A 19,851-nucleotide genomic window follows, 5' to 3' on the forward strand; every position below is an offset into this window, starting at 1 on the left:
GTTTTAATCAAGATTCTAACTCTCCCCCGTTGCGGGGATGTTACGTTGCATAAGCGTGCAGTGCGCGCAGCGGTACAGGCTTTCAATATCAGACCGATCGGACAACGGAGCAGCATGAGCATTTCAGTTTCAGGACGCGTGGTTCTCATTACGGGTGCAGCAATGGGCATGGGCCGGCTCTATGCCGAACGTGCCGTCCGCGAAGGCGCGGGTGCAGTGGTGCTGTGGGACCTCAACGCCGATGCCCTGGAGAAAACCGCGGCCGAACTGCGGGAGCAGGGTGCCTCCGCCATCTATCCGTACGCGGTGGATGTAAGTTCGCTGCCGGACATTGAAGCCACCGCCGAGCAGGTGATCCGCGAGGTCGGAGTCCCTGACGTCCTGATCAACAACGCGGGTATTGTCCGCGGCAAGTACTTCTGGGAACACGCCCCCGAGGCGGACATCGACGCCGTGATGCAGGTGAACACCCTCGCCCCGATGCAGGTCACCCGCGCGTTCCTGCCGGGCATGATTGAACGCCGCACCCCGGCGCGCATCCTCAACGTGGCCTCGGCTTCCGGCACCCTCTCCGTGCCAAAAATGAGCGTGTACACCGCGTCCAAGTGGGCAGTCATCGGCTGGAGCGATTCCATGCGGCTGGAACTGAACGAATCCGGCAACGGGCATGTGGCAGTCACCACGCTGATTCCGAGCTACATCAAGACCGGCATGTTCGAAGGCGCACGGGGCCCGCTGCTGACGCCGTTGATGGAACCGCAGTACGTGGTGGATAAGGCCTGGACCGCACTGCTGGCGGGCAAGGCCCGGATCCAGCTGCCGTGGACCGTTGCCCTGGGCAGTGCCCTGCGAAACGTGTTGCCGCAGCCGGCCTGGGATGTGGTGGCCGGACGCGTTTTCAAGGTCTACCAGTCCATGGACCACTTCACCGGCCGGAAACCGGCAGCAGGCAGCACCGAAGCACGGAAGGAAACGAGCCGGGCATGAGCGAACTGGTGTCGGCGTTCACTGATTCATCCGTTGCCGGAACCCCGGCCGACGGTTCACCTGCTGCGGTGCCCCAGGTTCTGGGCCGGCTGCGGAAAACCTCCGCCGCCGGCGGCACCCGGCCGCTCGAGTGGCGGCGGGAGCAGCTCAAGGCCCTCATCCGGCTGATGCGTGAGCGCGAGCAGGAGATTGCGGCCGCCCTGGCCTCGGACCTGGGCAAGAACCCGCTGGAAAGCTACGTCACGGAACTGTCACTGGTCCGCGCCGAGGCGCAGCACGCCCTGAAGCACCTGGAACAATGGACCCGCAGCCGCCGGGTCCCGGTGCCGCTGGGCCTGGCTCCGGCATCGGCACGGACCCAGCCGCAGCCGCTGGGCGTGGTACTGATCATCGGGCCGTGGAACTACCCCGTGCAGCTGGTACTGGCACCCCTGGTGGGTGCGCTGGCTGCGGGCAACGCCGCCGTGCTCAAACCCAGCGAACTGGCCCCGGCAACGTCCGCGGTACTGGCGGACCTGGTGCCCCGCTACCTGGATTCCGACGCCGTCGCAGTGGTCCAGGGCGGCCCGGACGTCAGCACCGCGCTGCTGAAGGAACGCTGGGATTCGATCTTCTTTACCGGCGGGGAGCGTGTGGGGCGCATCGTCCTGCAGGCCGCGGCCGAGCACCTGACACCGGTCACCCTGGAGCTGGGCGGCAAGTCCCCGGCCGTGGTGCTGGACGGGAACTGGGCCGGTGTCGCCAGGAGACTGGTCTTCGGCAAGTTCCTCAACGCCGGACAGACCTGCGTGGCACCGGACTATGTGCTGGTAACGGAAGAAGCCGCGCCGATGCTGAAGAAGCACCTGGTGAAGGCGGTTGCCGAACTGTTCGGCAAGGATCCGGCCAAGAGCCGCGACTACGGCCGGATCGTCAATGAACAGCACTGGGAACGGCTGGTTGGCCTCCTGGACAGCGGCACTGTGCTGGCGGGCGGCCGGAGCGACCGGGACACCCGGTACCTGGAACCCACTATCCTCACGGACGTGGATCCGGAGTCGCCCGTGATGCAGGAGGAAATCTTCGGGCCTATCCTGCCGGTGCTGACGGTGAAGAACCTGGCTGAAGCCATGGAATTCATCAATGCCCGGCCGGTGCCGCTCTCCGCCTACCTGTACACCGGTTCGGCGGCCGCTCGCACCGAGTTCGAGGACGGTGTGCGGGCGGGCAGCATCAACCACAATGCCAGCACCGTGCAGCTGGCCGTACCCGGGCTGCCCTTCGGCGGCGCCGGGGCCAGCGGTACCGGCGCCTACCACGGCAAGTACTCCTTCGACACCTTCAGCCAGCTGCGCCCGGTGTTCACCAAGGGCACCCTGCTGGACACGCTCAGGTTCGCCTACCCGCCCTACACCGGGCTGAAGAAACGGATCCTTCGCCGGCTGCTCTAGGCCGGCCGGGGAACGCGGAACAGGCGTTAAACAGAGGGAAGGGGCGCACCCGCGGGTGCACCCCTTCCCTGTGTTTGCCCGCAGGCGCATCGAGCGGCTAGGAAATCACGCCGTCCACAATGGCCTTGGCTTCGGCCTGCACCTGATGCAGGTGTTCCTCGCCCTTGAAGGACTCGGCGTAGATCTTGTAGACATCTTCGGTACCGGACGGGCGGGCGGCAAACCAGGCGTTCTCCGTGGTTACCTTCAGCCCGCCGATGGGCGCTCCGTTGCCGGGAGCCTCGGTCAGCCGGGCGGTGATCTCCTCGCCGGCCAGCGTGGTGGCGGTGACGTCCGACGGCGAGAGCTTGGCCAGCGCCGCCTTCTGCTCCCGTGTGGCAGGGGCATCCACCCGTGCGTACTCGGGATCCCCGAATGTGTTCGTCAGTTCGCGGTACCGCTGGGACGGTGTCTTGCCGGTGACGGCCGTCATCTCCGAGGCCAGCAGGGCCAGCAGGATGCCGTCCTTGTCGGTGCTCCAGGGGCTGCCGTCCAGGCGCAGGAAGGAAGCGCCGGCGGATTCCTCGCCGCCGAAGGCCGTCTCGCCGGAAAGCAGGCCGGGCACAAACCACTTGAAGCCCACCGGCACCTCCATCAGGACCCGGCCCAGATCAGCCGTCACCCGGTCGATCATGGAGGAGGAGACCAGGGTTTTGCCCACCATGGCATCGCTGCTCCAACCGGACCGGTTGCGGTACAGGTAATCGATCGCCGTGGCGAGGTAATGGTTGGGATTCATCAGCCCGCCGTCAGGGGTGACAATGCCGTGCCGGTCCGCGTCGGCGTCGTTGCCGGTGGCAATGTCGTACTGGTCTGCGCGGGCAATCAGGGAGGCCATCGCATAGGGGGAGGAGCAGTCCATCCGGATTTTCTCGTCCCAGTCCAGGGTCATAAACGCCCACTGCGGATCCACGTTGGGATTGACCACTGTCAGGTTCAGCTGATGCGCTTCGGCAATGGCGCCCCAATAATCCACCGACGCTCCGCCCAGCGGGTCGGCGCCGATATGCAGGCCGGCACTGCGGATGGCATCCAGGTTCAGCACCGAGGGGAGGTCCTGCACGTAGTTCTGCAGGAAGTCGTACGTCCCGACCGAATCGGCCAGACGGGCTTCGCCCAGCGGAATGCGCTTCACACCGTCCAGATTGGCCTCAAGCAGCTCGTTGGCCCGGTCCGCCACCCAGTTGGTGATGTCCGATCCCGCGGGACCGCCGGTGGGCGGGTTGTACTTGAACCCGCCGTCTGCGGGCGGATTGTGGGACGGAGTGACCACAATGCCGTCGGCCTGGTCGGTCCGGGAAGCGTTGTACTTCAGGATGGCGTGGCTGACGGCCGGAGTGGGCGTGAACCCGTTGCGCGCATCGATGAGCACGTTCACGCCGTTGGCGGCGAGCACTTCCAGGGCGGTGTTCTGTGCCGGCTCGGAAAGGGCGTGGGTGTCCTTGCCCATGAACAGCGGCCCGGTGATGCCGGCCGAGGTGCGGTACTCCACGATCGCCTGCGTGATGGCGGCAATGTGCCGTTCGTTAAAGGCGCCGTTAAGGGAGGAACCCCGGTGGCCGGAGGTACCGAACGCCACCCGCTGGGCAATGTTCGAAGGATCCGGTGCGACGTCGTAATAGGCGTCCAACAGCGCGGTGAGGTCTACAAGGTCGGAAGGTTCGGCACGGTTGCCTGCACGATTAGACATACCCCTAAGCATGCCAAAGAAACACCGGGGACGGCAGACGGACCGCTACGCGTCTATGCGCCGCCGACCCCGTATGCTCAGTCCACGCAGCAGCAGGACCGGCAGGGAGGGGGCAGGCATGGCAGTGCAGGGCAGCGCAGCCTCCGGACGCGTCCGTCCCCGTGCCCTGCGCCGCAGCACCGTCGCGGCCGTGGTGTTGCTGAACATGGCGTATTTCTGTGCCGCACCGGTTTTCTGGTTCTTCTGGACCCAGCGCGCCGCATTCGCCCTGCCGGGATGGGCCTCGCATGCGGCAGGGTTTACCGGCGGCATCCTGCCGGTCCTCACCTTCGCGGCGGCCTGGACGGCCGCCGGCGTCCTGCTGGCCCGCGGCCGGCGGCAGGAGGGCGGGACGGTGTTCACCACCGTCGCCGCGCTGGGCCTCCTGTCCGCCGCCGCCGGGATGCTGATATTGGTGAGCGCTGGCTTGGACCGCTGACGCGCGATGCGTGCCGGCCGCACGGACAACCTGACGGGTTCGGCTTACCAGAGGCGGGCGCTGGCCAGCAGCGCACCTTCGCCCAGTGCTTCGAGCTTGGCCTGGGCAATCTGCGGATGCACCCGCCCGCCCAGGCCGCAGTCCGTGGAGGCGATGACGTTCTCCCGCCCCACCAGCCGGGCAAAGCGTTCAATCCGGTCCGCCACCAGCTCCGGATGTTCCACCAGGTTGGTGGCATGGGAAACGACGCCGGGAATGATCACCTTGCCCTCCGGCAGTTTGGTGTCCTCCCAGACCCGCCATTCGTGCTCATGGCGGACATTGCCCGCCTCGAAGCTGTACCCGCCGGCATTGATGCTCAGCAGCGTGTCCACCAGGTGGCGGAACTCAATGTCCGTGGTGTGCGGACCGTGCCAGGAGCCCCAGCACAGGTGGAAGCGGATCCGGTCCTCCGGCAGGCCGCGGAGCGCATAGTTCAGCGCCTCCACGCGGATTTGCGTGAAGCGCAGATAGTCCTGAACCGACGGTTCCGGGTTGATCTGGTCCCAGTTCTCGGCAATGGACGGATCGTCAATCTGGACAATCAGCCCGGCGTCGATAATCGCCTTGTACTCTTCCCGCATGGCGTCCGCGCACGCGTAGATGAACTCCTCCTCCGTGGCGTAGTACTCGTTGGCAATCCGGGAACAGGAGCCGGGGGAAAGCGAGGCCAGGAAGCCTTCCGTCAGGTCCGCCGCCGCGAGGCCGGCCTTGAGGTTGGCAATGTCCCCCGCCACGGCGTCGTGCCCGGTGTACTTCACCGGACCCGTGACTTTCGGGAAGACCTTCTGTTTGCCGGTGGTGATGCCGGAGGAGGGATCGGTATAGGCCGCGGAGAAACGCTGGCGGTCGCGGCGGTCGCCGAAGCTGGTCAGGACCACCTTGCCCGGCTCCGAACGGACCGGCTCCATCTCCCAGATGCCGGTCTCCGCCACGCTCAGGCCGCTGAGCCGGGCGAACGAATAGGACCACCAGGCGCCGTAATCCACTGCTGAGGACATGGCGTGCCCGTACTCGCCGTCGTTGGGGATGTCGATGCCCGCCTGCTGCTGGCGGCGCACCAGGTCCGCGACGGCGGCCTGCAGGAGTTCGGCATAGCCGGCCGTGTCGGCGGGGTTTGCCTCCCGCGCGGCGTTGGCGGCCAGCAGTTCGGGAGTGCGCGGGAGGGAACCGGCATGGGTGGTCAGAATACGGTCAGTGCTTTTACGCATGGGAATCCTCTGGGAATTCGTGCTCTTGCCCGCACCGGATGCCTGAAAAAGGCGGAGCGGGCCGCTTCGTCATCCGAACCACCCGTGAAGCATGGGGTTGGTGCACGGCCAAGTCGGAGCTTGGCGGCCGTGTCTCCTGAAGCTGGTGCCATCCTAACCACGGGGTGGGGCACGGGCCAAGAACATGACGGACCGAAAAAGGACGGCGGCCCCGGGATAATCCGGGAGCCGCCGTCCTTTATGCGAGGGGGTGCCCTTAGCGCACGCCGCCCATGAGTTTCTTGATGGCCGGGGTGCCCGCAGCCAGGGCGATGCCCAGCACAATGGCGGTGATGCCGCTGAACATGAAGTAGCTGACTTCCGTGTCCGTGCTGTAGAACTGCGCCAGCCAGCCCGCCAGGGTGGTGCCCAGCGAAACCGAGAGGAAGAACAGTGCCACCATCTGGGTCCGGAAAACCTCCGGTGCCAGTTTGGTGGCCACAGACAGGCCGATCGGGGAGATGAACAGCTCCGCGAAGGTGAACAGCAGCAGGATGCCCACCAGGGCCATCAGCGGGGTGCTGTTGGCGCCGCCGCCGGAGAACGGGATGAAGGCCAGGAACGCCAGGCCCATGACCGCCAGGCCGAGCGCGAACTTCAGCGGGGAGGACGGCTGCTTGTCACCCATTTTGGTCCACACCGCGGCGAAAACCGCCGCGAAGATGATGATGAAGACCGGGTTGATGGACTGTACCCAGCTCGGGGGCATGGTCCAGCCGAGGATGGTGCGGTCCAGCGAGGTATCGGCGTAGATGGCCACTACGGTGAACTGCTGCTGGAACAGGGCCCAGAATGCCGCGCTGGCAATGAACAGCGGCATAAAGGAGTAGACCCGGCGGCGTTCAAGCCTGTTGACCTTCTTGCTGCCCAGGATGATGACGAAGTAGGAGACGGCGGCGAGGATGGCCACGATGGCCATCACCACGGCCAGGTTGCCGGCGCTCAGGACGCCGAACACCACGGCCAGGACAATCACGACGACGGCGGCCGCCGCGTAGATGCCAACCTTGAGGTACTGCTGCCGGGGCAGCGGATTGGCCACTTCGTGGGCGGTCTCGGGCAGGTACTTGCGGGTCATTCCGTACTGGACCAGACCGATGGCCATGCCGACGGCGGCGAGGCCGAAGCCGTAGTGGAAGCCGAGCTCCACCTGGGCAAGACCGGTCAGGAGGGGGCCCACCAGGGCACCCAGGTTGATGCCCATGTAGAAGATGGAGAACCCGGCGTCACGCCGTTCATCCTTCTCCGCGTACAGGGTGCCGACCAGGGAGGTGGCGTTGGCTTTGACGCCGCCGGAACCGAGGGCAATCATGATCAGGCCCGCTGCCAGCCCGGGCGTGCCCGGCAGGACGGCCAGGGCAATGTGGCCGAGCATCACCACGGCGGCGGAGTAGAAGAGCACGCGCTCGGATCCGAGAACGCGGTCGGCCAGCCACGCAGCAAGAATGGTGGAGAGGTAGACACCGCCGCCGTAGGCGCCGACCAGCGAGGTGGCAACGGCAATGTCGATGCCGAGGCCGCCGTCAGTGACCGAGTAGTACATGTAGTACAGCAGGATGCCCTGCATGCCGTAGAACGAGAATCGTTCCCACAGCTCGACACTGAAGAGATTGGCCAACATCCGGGGATGGCCGAAGAAGGTTTTACGCGCTTCTTGGACGCCTGGGTTACTGGGGGTATGGCTCACCAGTTAATCGTGCCACTCCCCGGGCCAGTGAGCTCCCCCTCAATCCGGACTAATCCGCCCCCGACCGGGAAGGATTCATTTCAAGGTGTGCCAAAGGTCACCCATCTGCGGCTCGATTTTGGCGAGATTACGTGCTTGGCTGCCCCCGTTACGCTCGGATTTGGTGTCCGGGCACTGATTTGCCTAGAGGCGTACCGGAATTCCACGGACCGGCACGGAGTTGGCACCGGTATGGCCAGTCTGAATATCCCCGTCTCCATCCTGGACCGGGCCAACTCCCGGGAGGGCAATTCCGAGGCCCATGCCCTGCAGGCGGTGGCCGAACGGGCCGAGACGGCCGAAAAACTGGGGTTCAAGCGATTCTGGGTGGCGGAGCACCATGCCGTCGCGGGCATCGCCGGCTCGGCGCCTGCCGTGCTGATGGCCGCCCTTGCCGCCCGTACCCGCAGCATCCGCATCGGCTCCGGCGGGATGATGCTGCCCAACCACCAGCCGCTCGTGGTGGCGGAACAGGCCGCCACCCTCAACGCCCTGCATCCGGGCCGCATAGACCTGGGGGTGGGACGCTCCGTGGGTTTCACCTCGGCCGTACGCCGGGCGCTGCGTGCCGGGAAGGCCGATGCCGAACAGTTCGAGGAACATCTGGCCGAACTGCTCGCGTACCTGGACGGAACGGCATCCATCACCGCCAGGCCGCAGGACCACGGGCAGACGCCCGTATATGTCCTGGCCACCGGGGCCGGCGCCGACATAGCGGCCCGGGCCGGTCTCGGACTGGTTCTGGGCGGACCCGCATTGTTCCGGAGCTCCCCGGAATCCGCCCTGGAACGGTACCGGAAGGCGTTCCGTCCCTCCCGCCGGTTCCCCCGGCCCTACGTGCTGGCTGCGGTGAACGTGGCGGTTGCCGCCACAGCCCGTGCGGCTACCGAGCTGCTGCTGCCCGAGGCCAATGCCCTGGCGGATTCCCGGACCAGAGGCGTGTTCCCGGCATTGGCCGCCACGGACGGCACGGTGGCGGGCCCGGACCGCCGGCAGGACCTGGTCCGCGGTGTCCTGGCGGATTCGATCTGCGGCACGCCGCTCGAGGTGCGCCGCGGCCTGGGGGGGCTCCTGGAGGCAACCGGGGCGGACGAGGTGCTGGCCACCGGTGGTGCCTTCGACATTGACGGCCAGCTCGAATCCGACCGGCTGCTCGCGGAGCTGGCCTCCTCCTGAACCGGCCGCTGCCGTCTAGTGCCCGAGCTGGGCCGCAACGGCCAGCAGATCGGCTTCGGCCCCCGGCCGGCCGATCAGCTGGATGCCCATCGGCAGTCCGTCCTGCGTTTCCAGCACCGGAATGGAGATGGCGGGAAGCCCGCACACATTAACCATTGAGGTGAAGGGCGAATACCGGCACTGCCGCGCATAGTCCTCGTCTGCACCGGCGTCGGTGTACCAGCCCACGGGCCGGGGCGTCATGCCCAGTGCCGGGGTGAGGATCATGTCATAGGCGCTGTACTGGCGGATGGTGTCGGTTTCGAAGGTGCGCAGGACATCGATGGCGGACACCAGATCCGCGGCAGTGCGGGAGCGGGCCCGTCGGCGCATGGTGGCAGCCAGCTCGGTCAGTTCATCCTCGCGGCCCGGAGCCAGCTCGGCCGTGGCCAGCGACGCCGTCCAGACCACTTCGAACGCATCCGGATACCGCTCGTCGTAGCGCAGGTCCGTCTCCACCATCTCGTGGCCCGCAGCCGCCAAGGCAGCCGCACCGGCGTCGAGCGCCTGCAGCGCTTCGGCATCCAGGGTGATGTCCAGCCGGGATTCGAACGGTGAGCGGGTGCTGATGCCAATCCGGAAGCTGCCCTCCGCGCGCAGAGCGGCGGTGAGGAAAGGGTTCGCGGAGGCTGCGGCGCTGGTGGCCCGGTGGTTGGGTTCGCTGACCATCGCGTCCAGCAGCAGGGCTGCGTCCGCCGCCGTGCGGGCGATCGGGCCGGCCACGACAAACTGGCCCAGGTCCTGCTGGCCCGAGCCTGCCGGGATCCGGCCGCGGTTAGGTTTCAGGCCCACCAGGCCGGTGGCGGCTGCCGGAATGCGTACCGACCCGCCTCCGTCGGTCCCCGGCGCGAAAGGAATCAGGCCGGCGGCCACAGCTGCGGCGCTGCCGCCGGATGAGCCGCCGGGACTGAGCCGGACGTCCCGCGGGTTGCGGGCAGGAGGGCCTACCCGGTTTTCGCTGTAGCTGCTCAACCCGAACTCCGGTACCTGGGTTTTGCCCAGGCTGATGGCGCCGGCCCGGCGGAGGACAGCGGGCAGCGGTGCGTCTGCCTCTGCCACCCACGGAGTGAGGGCAGCGCTGCCCATCGTGGTGCGCACCCCTGCGACGTCGGTCAGGTCCTTGTGCGCCAACGGCATCCCGTGCAGCATCGGCAGGGCGCCGCCCTGCGTCCGCAGCGTGTCGGCGGCCCTGGCTTCGGCAAGGGCAAGTTCAGGTGTGGGGGTCAGGAAGGCGCCCAGCGCCGGGTTCTGGTCCTCAATGCGCCGGAGGTAATGGGAGGTGACTTCCTCGGCGCCGAGCTCACCGGAGGCCAGGGCGTTCCGCAGGTCGAGAGCGGTCAGGTCGTGGGGAGCGGGCATTACAAACCTCCGGTGCGTACTGATCTGGTCTTTGTTCTCTCGGACCGCGTCCCACTATAGGCTGGAGAAAACCGCCCGCTGCGGACAGCCGCGGATGTCTCCGCCTGCCGGAGCGGCGACGGCCGGTACCGGTCCGGGAAATTCGAGAGTTAGGGCAGCAATGAGTGAAATGCAGAGCGTATCCGTAGACACCATCCCCGAGGGTGCCAAAATCCTGGACGTCCGGGAAGACTACGAATGGGAAGCCGGACACGTTGACGGCGCCATCCACATTCCGCTGGACCGGCTGCCCGACAGCCTCGATGATCTGGATCCTGACCAGGATTTGGCCGTCATCTGCCGCACCGGCGGCCGGAGCGCCCGCGCCACCGCGTGGCTGGACGCTCACGGCTACTCCGCCGTGAACGTCAACGGCGGCATGGGAGCCTGGCTCGAGGCCGGCAAGCCCATGGTTTCGGACAACGGGCAGGAACCGACCGTTAAATGACGCACGCTGCTGACACTGCGGCTGCGCCGCACCACGCGGGCCCGCAGGGGGAAACGGTGGTGTACACCTACCTCGGGCCGGAGGGAACCTTCACGGAAGCAGCGCTGCTCCGTGTCCCCGGGGCACAGGACGCGGTGCGGATCCCCGCGCCCAGTGTGAACTCCGCCCTGGAAATGGTGCGCTCCGGCCAGGCCAATGCGGCCGTGGTGCCCATCGAGAACTCCGTTGAGGGCGGCGTCAGCGCCACGCTTGACGCACTTTCCGCCGGAACTTCGCTGCGCATCCTGCATGAAATCCTGGTGCCGATTACCTTCGTGCTGGCCGCGCGTCCCGGCATCAGCCTGGCGGATATCCGCACCGTGTCCACGCACACCCATGCCTGGGCGCAGTGCCGGGAATGGGCCGCAGCGAATATTCCGTCTGCGGAATATATTCCGGCTTCCTCCACGGCGGCCGCCGCAGTGGAACTGGCACATGAGGAACCGGCCTTCGACGCGGCGATTTGTGCTCCGCTGGTGGCCGAACGGCTTGGGCTGGACGTGCTGCGCGAGGACATCGGCGATGTCCGTGATGCGGTCACGCGGTTTGTGATGATCAGCCTTCCCGGACTCCTTCCGGAACCGACCGGGGCGGATAAGACCACCCTCGTCATTCCTCTGCCGGAAGACCATCCCGGTGCACTGATGGAAATCCTGGAACAGTTCTCCACCCGCGGCGTCAACCTCAGCCGGATTGAATCCCGGCCCACGGGCATGTTCCTGGGCGACTATTTCTTCAGCATCGATGCGGACGGCCACGTGGCTGATGCCCGGATGGCGGATGCACTGAAGGGCCTGCACCGGATCAGTCCCGAACTGCGGTTCCTGGGGTCCTATCCGCGGGCGGACCGGCGCGAGCCCGAAGTGTCGCGGCATACCAGTGACGAAGCCTTTCGGGATGCCGACATTTGGCTCCAATCCCTCCTGAACGGATACTAAAGCCAGACACGCGCGGCCATTGGGGCCGCCTCAGGGAGGGGATGCGCCATGGCCCGGCTGCGTCGAAGCAACTGCGAACATCCCGGCTACTCCCGCAGGCGGTGGGGCAAGGGATTCAGTTACCGGGATATCCGCGGCAACACCATCACGGACCGGCAGGTTCTCGCCCGGATCCGGAACCTGGCGATTCCGCCGGCCTGGACGGAGGTCTGGATCAGCCCCTATCCCAACGGGCACATCCAGGCCACCGGAACGGACGGCGCCGGGCGCAAGCAGTACATTTACCACCCGCACTGGCGGGAAATGAAGGACCGCGAAAAGTTTGACCGCGCCCTGGCCTTTGCCCAGTCCCTGCCGCCGGCACGGAGGTTGATCACCAAGCACCTTCGTGCCGGCGGAAACGGTGCGGAGCGGGCCCTGGCGGCCGCCCTCCGTATTGTCGACGCGGGAGCGCTTCGGGTCGGCGGTACCCGGTATGCCGCGGCCAACGGTTCCTACGGCACCACCACCCTGCGCATTGAACACGTCCGCTTGGACGGGGATGAAGTCCGGTTCGATTTCCCGGGCAAGAGCGGCCAGGAATGGCATACCTCCATCAGGGATGCCGACCTGGCCGAAGCGCTGGCACCGATGCTGCGGCGCCCGGATGCAGACACGGCGCTGGCGTATGTGGGCGCGGACGGCGCATGGCACAGCGTTGATGCCGCGCAGTTGAACGCCTTCCTGAAGGAAGTGACCGGCGGGGATTTCACCGCCAAGGATTTCCGGACCTGGCAGGCAACCGTGGTGGCAGCCATGTCCCTGGCCCGGCTGGCGCCGGAGGCCGGTACCAAGCGGGCCCGGCAGCAGGCGGTGGCCGCCACCGCACGCGACGTGGCCGAGCACTTGGGGAACACCCCGGCCATTGCCCGGAAGTCATATATCGACCCGCGTGTGGTGGACCGGTTCTTCGACGGTGAGGTGATCCCGGTTGCCGGATTCTCGGCGTCTGAGACCGCTGTCCGCCTGATGCTCGAGGATTAACCGGGTTTCCCTCGGCGGTGACAATAAGTATGCTGATGGAAGGCGCGCGCAGTATTGGCGCACTGGACAACCACCCCAAGAAGGAAGGTGCCGGCATGAGCGAGTACCCCAAAGAAGAAGAACAGCTCAAAGACCCGAAGCCCAGTGGTGTATCCACGAATGACGACAACTACCGCGGCGACGTGGGGGACCAGGGGAACGACATCCGGTTCGCCGAGGAGGAAGCCCTGATCCGCGAGCAGTCCTCCAAGTCCTCCCTGCCCGACGAAGAGGGCAAGTACACCGACGCTGACGGCGCCCGGACGGACAGGGACCGCGAAGGCGGTTACACCGACTCCGAAGGCACCCAGGACGGCAAGTAGGTTCTGCCCGGAAACGGCGCTGCACCCGCGGGCGCAGCGCCGTTTCTATGCCCTCTCCTAGCGGCCCGCGGGTGGTACCGGCGACGGCGGCACCCGCACCAGCAGGGCCCCGGGATCCACCTGGAACGTAACTGACGTTGCCGTTCCGGTGAGGTCGCCGTCGAGCTGTGTCTGCGTGGGTTCGGCCACCGTGACCGTCACCTTCCGGGCCCGGTGATGGCGGATCACCGGCAGGTCCTTGGGATAGCGGGTCATTACCTTCCCTGCCACCCAGGCCCAGCCCAGGACGCTCCGCGGGCTCATGATGATGATGTCCAGCAGCCCGTCATCGACCACCGCGTCCGGAATGAAATCGATTCCGGCGGGGAGCCTGCCGGTATTCGCCGCCAGTACGCTGTGCACCTTCAGGGACTCGGCCGGGCCGTCGTCAATGCTGACGGTCATCCTGGTCCGCCGCCCGGGAAGCAGGCGGACGCCGGCCTCGCTGTATGCCAGCCAGCCCACGCGTTTCTTTAAATCGTCCCGGGTGGCGGCAATCACCTCGGCGTCCAGGCCGATTCCGCCCATGACCAGGAAGGCATTGCGGGAGGACTCGCCGGCGGTTTCATCCGCCAGCCGGATGGTGGCCATATCGATCCTGCGCACATCCCCGTGCAGGGCATTGCGGATGTTCCCGCTGAGATCTGCCACCGAGATGTCCAGGTTGCGGGCGAGGAGGTTGCCGGTGCCGAGGGGGATCAGGCCCAGCGGAGCGCCGGAGTGCGCTACGGCCCGGGCCACCTCGCGCACCGTTCCGTCGCCGCCGGCAGCCAGCACCACGTCGGCGCCGGACTGCAGTGCCTGCACGGCCTGCAGATAACCGGGGGAGTCCACGGTGGTTTCCAGGATGAGGGGCGGATCCCAGCCGGCGAGCTCGCACGCGGACTCGAGCAGCGACCGGGCCTGCGGTGCCAGCGTCTTGACCGGATTGATCACCATGGCAACCCGCTGGTGCGCGGGCCCCCGGGGGGCAAAGATGGCCGTGCTCCGTGCGGTCCGGCGCCTGATCCTGGTGCCAACAATGACCCAGGTTGCCGCGGAGGCCAGCAGGGCGGCGGCAAGGACCAGGAACAGGGTTATTTCTAAGGGCATGGTGCTTCCCAGAATAGCCGCCGCCGGGGGAAGCAATGCCCGGGCGGGTTTTCGGTACTCTTGAGACGTGATCGATGTAAATGAGCTCCGCGAAAACCCTGAAAAATTCCGAGCCTCGCAGCGCGCCCGGCTGGCCGACGAGAGTCTTGTGGACGCGATCATCTCCGCTGACGCCGCCCGCCGTGATGCCCGGACCCGTTACGAGACCCTCCGTGCCGAGCAGAATGCCTTCGGCAAGCGGGTGGCGCAGGCCAAGGGCGAGGAAAAACAGGCCCTGCTGGCCGAGGTCAAGGAACTGTCCGCTGCGGTCAAGGCCGCCGGCGCCGAAGCAGATGCCATTCAGGCCGAATCCGATGCGCTGCTGCGCCGGATCCCCAACCTGGTCTCCGAGGGCGTCCCCGTAGGCGGCGAGGATGACTTCGAGGTTGTGAAGACCGTCGGAACCCCGCGCGACTTCGACGCCGAGGGCTTCACCCCCCGCGACCATCTGGAACTCGGCGAGATGCTCGGCGCCATTGACATGGAGCGCGGCGCCAAGGTTTCCGGCTCGCGCTTCTACTTCCTGCGCGGCGTCGGCGCCCGGCTGGAACTGGCCCTGCTGAACATGGCCATGGACCAGGCTGTGAAGGCCGGCTTCGTCCCGATGATCACCCCCACCCTGGTCCGCCCGGAGACCATGCAGGGCACCGGCTTTGACGTGGCCCACGACGCCGAGATCTACCGCCTGGCCGAAGATGACCTGTACCTGGTGGGCACCTCCGAGGTGCCGCTGGCCGGTTACCACGCCGATGAAATCCTCGAGCTCGACGGCGGCCCGGTCCGCTACGCCGGCTGGTCCTCCTGCTACCGCCGCGAAGCCGGTTCGCACGGCAAGGACACCCGCGGCATCATCCGCGTCCACCAGTTCAACAAAGTCGAAATGTTCGTCTACACCCGTCCCGAGGATGCTGCCGAAGAGCACCGGCGCCTGCTGGCCTGGGAAGAGGAAATGCTGGCCAAGGTCGAGCTGCCCTACCGCGTCATCGACACCGCTGCAGGAGACCTGGGCATGTCCGCCGCCCGGAAGTTCGACTGCGAGGCCTGGGTCCCCACGCAGAACGCCTACCGTGAGCTGACCTCCACCTCCAACTGCACCACGTTCCAGGCCCGCCGCCTGAACATCCGCGAACGCCAGGGCGAAGGCAAGGGCACCCGCGCCGTTGCCACGCTGAACGGCACCCTCGCCACCACCCGCTGGATCGTCGCCATCCTGGAACATCACCAGAACCCCGACGGCTCGGTGAACGTGCCGGCTGCACTGCAGCCGTACCTGGGCGGCCTGGAAGTGCTGCCGGTTCTCTGATCCTGCCGAACCGAAGAAGGGGATCCCGGGGCGCCCGGGGTCTCCTTCCGCCGTTGTGTCCTTCGCGGCTGCGTGCATGACGGTGCTCCTACCCCGTTGCTGACCGATCTGTTTAGATAAAACGATGACAACTTTGAGCACAGCTGGCATCGAAGACCAGCAGAGAACAGATAAAAGACACTTAGTAGCCCTGGACGTGGACGGCACCCTCGTGGACCACGACGGGCACATGTCCCCGGGGGTCCGCGAAGCTGCCCGGGCGGCAGCCGACGCGGGACACCACCTGGTGGTTGCCACCGGCCGCTCCTACGGGGCGGCCCTGCCCATCCTTCAGCTGCTGGGCCTGACCGAGGGGTACTGCGTGTGCTCCAACGGTGCGGTCACGCTCCGGCTGGACCCGGCACTGGATGACGGTTACGAAGTGATGGACCGGGTGGTCTTCGATCCGAAGCCGGCACTGGCAGCCCTGCGGCAGAAACTGCCCACCGCCAAGTTCGCCCTCGAGGACAGCCAGGGCCGGTTCCTTTCCACTGAACGCTTCCAGGACGCCAGCTTCGGTGCCGAGGCCCTTGCCGTGGGCTTCGACGAACTTCTCGACGCCGAGGCAGTCCGGGTGGTGGTGTTCAGCACCGACAGCACGGCTGAGGAATTCGGCTCGGCAGTGAAATCCATCGGACTGCACGGGGTTACCTACTCCGTGGGCTGGACGGCATGGCTGGACATCGCGGCAGCCGGAGTGACCAAGGCCAGCGCCCTTGAACAGGTCCGGGGCCACCTGAACGTGGATCCCGCTCTTACCGTGGCGCTGGGGGACGGCCGGAACGACATTGAAATGCTGTCCTGGGCGGGCCGGGGCGTGGCCATGGGCCAGGCGCCCGATGAAGTGCTGGCCGTGGTTTCAGAGGTGACCGGAACGGTCTACGAGGACGGCGCCGCGAGCGTCCTGGCCAGCCTGCTGCCCTAACTGCAGCGAGCGGCCTGCCAGCCGGACAGCCGGGAACAGCCGCCCGCCCGGACACGGTTTCGGCGGCGGAATAAGGCTCAGACGCCGTAGGGCAGCGCGGCCGGCGGCAGGGACGCCGGACCGTAGACCAGCCCCAGCAGCCGGGCGGCGGCCGGGCGGGTGGCCCATTCCTCGGACCAGTGCGAGCGGACCACCGCCTTGCTGACCGCCTGCGCCGTGATTCCCAGTTCCTGGGCAACGAACTTCTGCTGTCCGCGGGCGCCGGGAGTCATCAGGTCCAGCACCTTCCATTCGGCACCGGTGCGCGCGGCCACAATCAGTCCGAGCAGCCGCAGGACCGCCTCCGCCTCACCCGCGAGCTCTGCGTCCGGTCCCTCCACCGCCAGCGGAATCCGGTCACCGCTGCGCTGGGCACGTTCCACGGCGCGGCGTGAATAGACCAGGCCGAAGCCCCGGGCTTCGCCGATATCAGCGGGCAGGGGTACCGCCAGCTCGCCCACGCCGATGCCCACGTGCCAGCGGTGTTCCCGGACGGCGGCCAGGGCAGCATCAACGGCGGCGGCGGCGTCGGTCAGGACCCCCTGGGCTTCATCGCCCACGGTGCGCTGGAACGGAACGGCCGCCGGCAGGTGCCGCAGCGTGCGGATCAGGTCCGGGACCAGGTCCCCGACCTCCCGCGAGTCCCGCTGGTTGATGGTTAGCACAAAATGCATGGCATCAGCATGGCAGACGCCGCGGCCAAACAACCGAATTCGGTTGCGGCGCGCCCGCACCCCGGACCCTGCCGCCACGGCTGTCCCCCTGCCCCCGGGCCACGAAATCCCGTTCGGTCCGGGGTAGGGTCGGCGCATGATGAGCACGCCGCCTTCCGGGCCGAAGCGCACCTCCCGCATACCGCTGCTGTTTGCCGGCGGGGTGATCCTGCTGGGACTTTGGGCAGCATGGCTCACCTCCAGCTGGGTGGTCCTTGCCGCCGCGGTGGCAGTGGCACTCGTTCCTTCACGGACCTATGCCTCCGATGCCCGTGCGTGGGCGCGCCGGCAGGACCGGCGGCGTTGATCTCCGGATAAAAGCCGCGTTAAACGCCGACGGCGGCCGCCCCCGAAGGAACAGCCGCCGTCGTGCCGGCAGTGCCGGCGCGCCGAAACGCTAGTTGTTGATCGGGTCGGCGTCGACGTTGCGGCCCTGGGCCTCGTCCTCTTCGCTGCCTTCGCCCAGTGCCTCGAAACGCTCCAGGGAAGCCTTGACCTCGGCCTCGGCGGCTTCGCGGCCGGCCCAGTCGGCTGCCTCAACCCACTTGCCGGGCTCCAGGTCCTTGTACTTGGTGAAGAAGTGCTTGATTTCATCCAGCAGGTAGTCGGAAACATCCGAGATGTCCTGGATGTGGTCGAAGCGCGGGTCCACCGGAACGCAGAGGACCTTGGCGTCTCCGCCGCCGTCGTCGACCATGTTGAAGACACCGATGGGCCGGGATTCCACCAGCACGCCGGGCATCAGGTCAAAGTCCTGCAGCATGACCAGGGCATCCAGCGGATCGCCGTCTTCGCCCAGGGTGTTCTCGAAGAAACCGTAGTGCGTGGGGTAGGCCATGGAGGTGAACAGGACCCGGTCCAGGCGCAGGCGGTGGGTTTCGTGGTCAATTTCGTACTTGACCCGGGATCCCTTGGGGATCTCGATGGTTACGTCGAGCTTCATGTCGGACATTGTGACTCCTCACTGGCGTGGCCCGCGGAGGAACCACTGGAAAGACTTGGTCTAAGGATCATGCGCCGGTGCGCCCCGCGGATACTTCCGCGCTGACGGAAGGTCGGGACGGACTCCGGCGTCGGTCTAGTCTTAAAGATATATGTCCCGTGCGCGGAACCGTGCACGGATGAGGAACAGCCGGGGAATAACCGGCGGAGCGAAGGAGTCGGTGAGGGCATGTCTCGGATGTTCTCCGGCACGCTGCTGGCGCTTGCCTTCGCGGTACTGCTGGCTCCGCTGGCCTTCTACGTGCTCCCGCCGCTCACGCAGTCGCTGGCCGGTGCCGGCGCCCAGCGCGCCGAAGTGCTGCCGGAGCACCTGCGCCCCCCTGCCGCACTGACCGGCAGCGGGCCGGTCACCGCCCCGCAGGCAACGGATCCCCTGCCGAACCCGGAACAGCTCGGCAGGCTCCTGGACGCGGAACTTGCCGTCGAAGGCAGCGGAGCATTCCATGCGGTGGTCACCGACGCGCTGACCGGCACTGTGCTCTATGACCGCGGCGGGGACACCGGGCTGGCTCCCGCATCCACCCTGAAAATCCTCACGGCTGCAGCGGCCATGTCCGCGATGGGCGCTGAGACCAGCTTTCCGACCTCCGCGCTGGAAGGGGATGAACCCGGAACGGTGATCCTGCGCGGGGGCGGGGACGTACTGCTGACTGCAGGGGAATCAGACCCCGATTCCATCGCCGGCCGCGCCGGCCTGGCCACCCTGGCGGAGCAGACCGCCGCTGCACTGCGGGAAAACGGAACCACCGGCCCGGTCACCGTGCAGGTGGATGATTCCCTGTTCACCGGCCCCGCCCTCTCCGACGCCTGGGGCGAGGCGGACATCGAGGCCGGGGAAATCGCCCCGGTCCATGCCCTCGCCGTCAGTTCGGCGTGGCTGGAGGAGGGGACAGGTCCCGGACCGCGGGTCGAGGACCCGGCCCTGTCGGCAGGCGAGGCCTACCGCGCGGCACTGGCGGAGGCCATGGACGGCGTCGAAGTGCGGACCACGGTGGAGCGCGGCACCGCTCCGGAGGATGCCGGTACCCTGGCCGAAGTCCGCTCCGCCCCGCTCGCCGAACAGGTCGACTATATGCTGCTGACCTCGGACAATTACCTGGCCGAGGCATTGGGCCGGCTCACCGCCGAGGCAACGGGCCGCGAACCGTCCTTCGCCGGAGGCATCGAGGCCGTCCGGTCCGAGGTGGGTGCCCTGGGCGTGGACACCGGCTCCCTGGTGCTGGGCGACACCAGCGGCCTGTCCGCGGAAACCTCCGTTTCTGCGGAACAGCTGACAGCGCTGATGCGGATCCTCCTGACCTCCCCGGACCCGGACCTGCGCTCGGTCACCGGAGGGCTGCCGGTGGCGGCGCTGAGCGGAACTCTTGCCGGACGCTTTGATGAGGACGCGGATGAAGACGCCGCGGGCATTGTCCGCGCCAAGACCGGGACGCTGTTCGCCGTCACGGCACTGAGCGGCTACGCCACCGACGCCGACGGGCGGGTGCTCGCCTTCACCTTCGTAGCCGACGGTCTTGACGGAAACACCGCGGCCGCCAGGGATGCGGTGGATTCCGCGGCAGCGGTCCTCGCCGGCTGCGGCTGCCGCTGAGCCAGGT

Annotated in this window: 19 protein-coding genes and 1 riboswitch; of the genes, 12 read left to right on the top strand and 7 right to left on the bottom strand. The window is 67.1% G+C overall.

The features are described from left to right. Nucleotides 1-114 precede the first annotated feature (114 nt). Complete coding sequence (locus tag AC5RTS_RS12595) at nucleotides 115-987, top strand: SDR family NAD(P)-dependent oxidoreductase (protein ID WP_493992353.1); 873 nt, start codon at nucleotides 115-117, stop codon at nucleotides 985-987. Beyond that, nucleotides 984-2,417, top strand: a complete 1,434-nt coding sequence (locus AC5RTS_RS12600; RefSeq protein WP_493992354.1) for an aldehyde dehydrogenase family protein — start codon at nucleotides 984-986, stop codon at nucleotides 2,415-2,417. The genes AC5RTS_RS12595 and AC5RTS_RS12600 overlap by 4 nt, the downstream gene beginning before the upstream one ends. A 97-nt stretch (nucleotides 2,418-2,514) precedes the next feature. Here the strand turns inward: AC5RTS_RS12600 and pgm are convergent, their stop codons facing one another. Next, a complete protein-coding gene (pgm, locus tag AC5RTS_RS12605) occupies nucleotides 2,515-4,146 on the bottom strand; it encodes a phosphoglucomutase (alpha-D-glucose-1,6-bisphosphate-dependent) (RefSeq protein WP_493992355.1) in 1,632 nt (543 codons plus the stop codon). A 118-nt stretch (nucleotides 4,147-4,264) separates the two neighbouring features. Between pgm and AC5RTS_RS12610 the strand changes: the two genes are divergently transcribed. Then, a complete protein-coding gene (locus AC5RTS_RS12610; protein WP_493992356.1) occupies nucleotides 4,265-4,624 on the top strand; it encodes a hypothetical protein in 360 nt (119 codons plus the stop codon). A gap of 44 nt (nucleotides 4,625-4,668) precedes the next feature. Here the strand turns inward: AC5RTS_RS12610 and AC5RTS_RS12615 are convergent, their stop codons facing one another. Together AC5RTS_RS12615 and AC5RTS_RS12620 are read right to left on the bottom strand one after the other, a co-directional pair. Continuing rightward, nucleotides 4,669-5,874, bottom strand: coding sequence for a cobalamin-independent methionine synthase II family protein (locus AC5RTS_RS12615; protein ID WP_493992357.1), 1,206 nt, complete (start codon nucleotides 5,872-5,874; stop codon nucleotides 4,669-4,671). A gap of 16 nt (nucleotides 5,875-5,890) precedes the next feature. Beyond that, nucleotides 5,891-6,016, bottom strand: a riboswitch (SAM riboswitch). A 114-nt stretch (nucleotides 6,017-6,130) separates the two neighbouring features. Further along, a complete protein-coding gene (locus AC5RTS_RS12620; RefSeq protein ID WP_493992358.1) occupies nucleotides 6,131-7,600 on the bottom strand; it encodes a peptide MFS transporter in 1,470 nt (489 codons plus the stop codon). A gap of 231 nt (nucleotides 7,601-7,831) precedes the next feature. Between AC5RTS_RS12620 and AC5RTS_RS12625 the strand changes: the two genes are divergently transcribed. Next, nucleotides 7,832-8,815 (top strand): MsnO8 family LLM class oxidoreductase, encoded by a 984-nt coding sequence (locus tag AC5RTS_RS12625; RefSeq protein WP_493992359.1) that lies wholly within the window; start codon nucleotides 7,832-7,834, stop codon nucleotides 8,813-8,815. A 15-nt stretch (nucleotides 8,816-8,830) separates the two neighbouring features. Here AC5RTS_RS12625 and AC5RTS_RS12630 read toward each other — a convergent pair whose 3' ends face one another. Beyond that, on the bottom strand, nucleotides 8,831-10,213 hold the full coding sequence (locus tag AC5RTS_RS12630) for an amidase (protein WP_493992360.1): 1,383 nt from the start codon (nucleotides 10,211-10,213) through the stop codon (nucleotides 8,831-8,833). A 160-nt stretch (nucleotides 10,214-10,373) separates the two neighbouring features. Between AC5RTS_RS12630 and AC5RTS_RS12635 the strand changes: the two genes are divergently transcribed. The 4 genes from AC5RTS_RS12635 to AC5RTS_RS12650 are packed head-to-tail and all read left to right on the top strand — an operon-like array spanning nucleotide 10,374 to nucleotide 13,062. Beyond that, nucleotides 10,374-10,700 (top strand): rhodanese-like domain-containing protein, encoded by a 327-nt coding sequence (locus AC5RTS_RS12635; RefSeq protein ID WP_493992361.1) that lies wholly within the window; start codon nucleotides 10,374-10,376, stop codon nucleotides 10,698-10,700. After that, entirely contained in the window at nucleotides 10,697-11,677 is a 981-nt protein-coding gene (gene pheA, locus AC5RTS_RS12640; RefSeq protein ID WP_493992362.1) for a prephenate dehydratase, read from the top strand. Before AC5RTS_RS12635 ends, pheA begins: the two co-directional genes overlap by 4 nt. A gap of 48 nt (nucleotides 11,678-11,725) precedes the next feature. After that, on the top strand, nucleotides 11,726-12,700 hold the full coding sequence (locus tag AC5RTS_RS12645) for a DNA topoisomerase IB (RefSeq protein ID WP_493992363.1): 975 nt from the start codon (nucleotides 11,726-11,728) through the stop codon (nucleotides 12,698-12,700). A gap of 35 nt (nucleotides 12,701-12,735) precedes the next feature. Further along, a complete protein-coding gene (locus tag AC5RTS_RS12650) occupies nucleotides 12,736-13,062 on the top strand; it encodes a hypothetical protein (protein ID WP_493992364.1) in 327 nt (108 codons plus the stop codon). Nucleotides 13,063-13,119: 57 nt separating this feature from the next. Here AC5RTS_RS12650 and AC5RTS_RS12655 read toward each other — a convergent pair whose 3' ends face one another. Then, nucleotides 13,120-14,193, bottom strand: coding sequence for a diacylglycerol/lipid kinase family protein (locus AC5RTS_RS12655; RefSeq protein WP_493992365.1), 1,074 nt, complete (start codon nucleotides 14,191-14,193; stop codon nucleotides 13,120-13,122). Between the two features lie 67 nt (nucleotides 14,194-14,260). On the opposite strand from AC5RTS_RS12655, the gene serS reads away from it, so the two are divergent. Further along, nucleotides 14,261-15,535: a serine--tRNA ligase gene (serS, locus tag AC5RTS_RS12660; protein ID WP_493992366.1), complete on the top strand. Its 1,275-nt coding sequence runs from the start codon at nucleotides 14,261-14,263 to the stop codon at nucleotides 15,533-15,535. Nucleotides 15,536-15,659: 124 nt separating this feature from the next. Beyond that, nucleotides 15,660-16,499 carry an HAD family hydrolase gene (locus AC5RTS_RS12665; protein WP_493992367.1) on the top strand — a complete coding sequence of 280 codons (840 nt, stop codon included), beginning with the start codon at nucleotides 15,660-15,662 and terminating at the stop codon, nucleotides 16,497-16,499. Between the two features lie 77 nt (nucleotides 16,500-16,576). Here the strand turns inward: AC5RTS_RS12665 and AC5RTS_RS12670 are convergent, their stop codons facing one another. Next, on the bottom strand, nucleotides 16,577-17,212 hold the full coding sequence (locus AC5RTS_RS12670) for a hypothetical protein (RefSeq protein WP_493992368.1): 636 nt from the start codon (nucleotides 17,210-17,212) through the stop codon (nucleotides 16,577-16,579). Between the two features lie 136 nt (nucleotides 17,213-17,348). Between AC5RTS_RS12670 and AC5RTS_RS12675 the strand changes: the two genes are divergently transcribed. Beyond that, nucleotides 17,349-17,558, top strand: a complete 210-nt coding sequence (locus AC5RTS_RS12675; protein ID WP_493992369.1) for a hypothetical protein — start codon at nucleotides 17,349-17,351, stop codon at nucleotides 17,556-17,558. A gap of 90 nt (nucleotides 17,559-17,648) precedes the next feature. Here the strand turns inward: AC5RTS_RS12675 and AC5RTS_RS12680 are convergent, their stop codons facing one another. Next, on the bottom strand, nucleotides 17,649-18,194 hold the full coding sequence (locus AC5RTS_RS12680; protein WP_493992392.1) for an inorganic diphosphatase: 546 nt from the start codon (nucleotides 18,192-18,194) through the stop codon (nucleotides 17,649-17,651). Between the two features lie 228 nt (nucleotides 18,195-18,422). On the opposite strand from AC5RTS_RS12680, the gene dacB reads away from it, so the two are divergent. Further along, the gene (gene dacB / locus AC5RTS_RS12685) at nucleotides 18,423-19,844 is read left to right on the top strand and encodes a D-alanyl-D-alanine carboxypeptidase/D-alanyl-D-alanine endopeptidase (protein WP_493992370.1); all 1,422 of its coding nucleotides are present in this window, start codon (nucleotides 18,423-18,425) and stop codon (nucleotides 19,842-19,844) included. The last annotated feature ends 7 nt before the right edge of the window (nucleotides 19,845-19,851 follow it).

The organism is Arthrobacter sp. MDT1-49-2 (assembly GCF_059090185.1).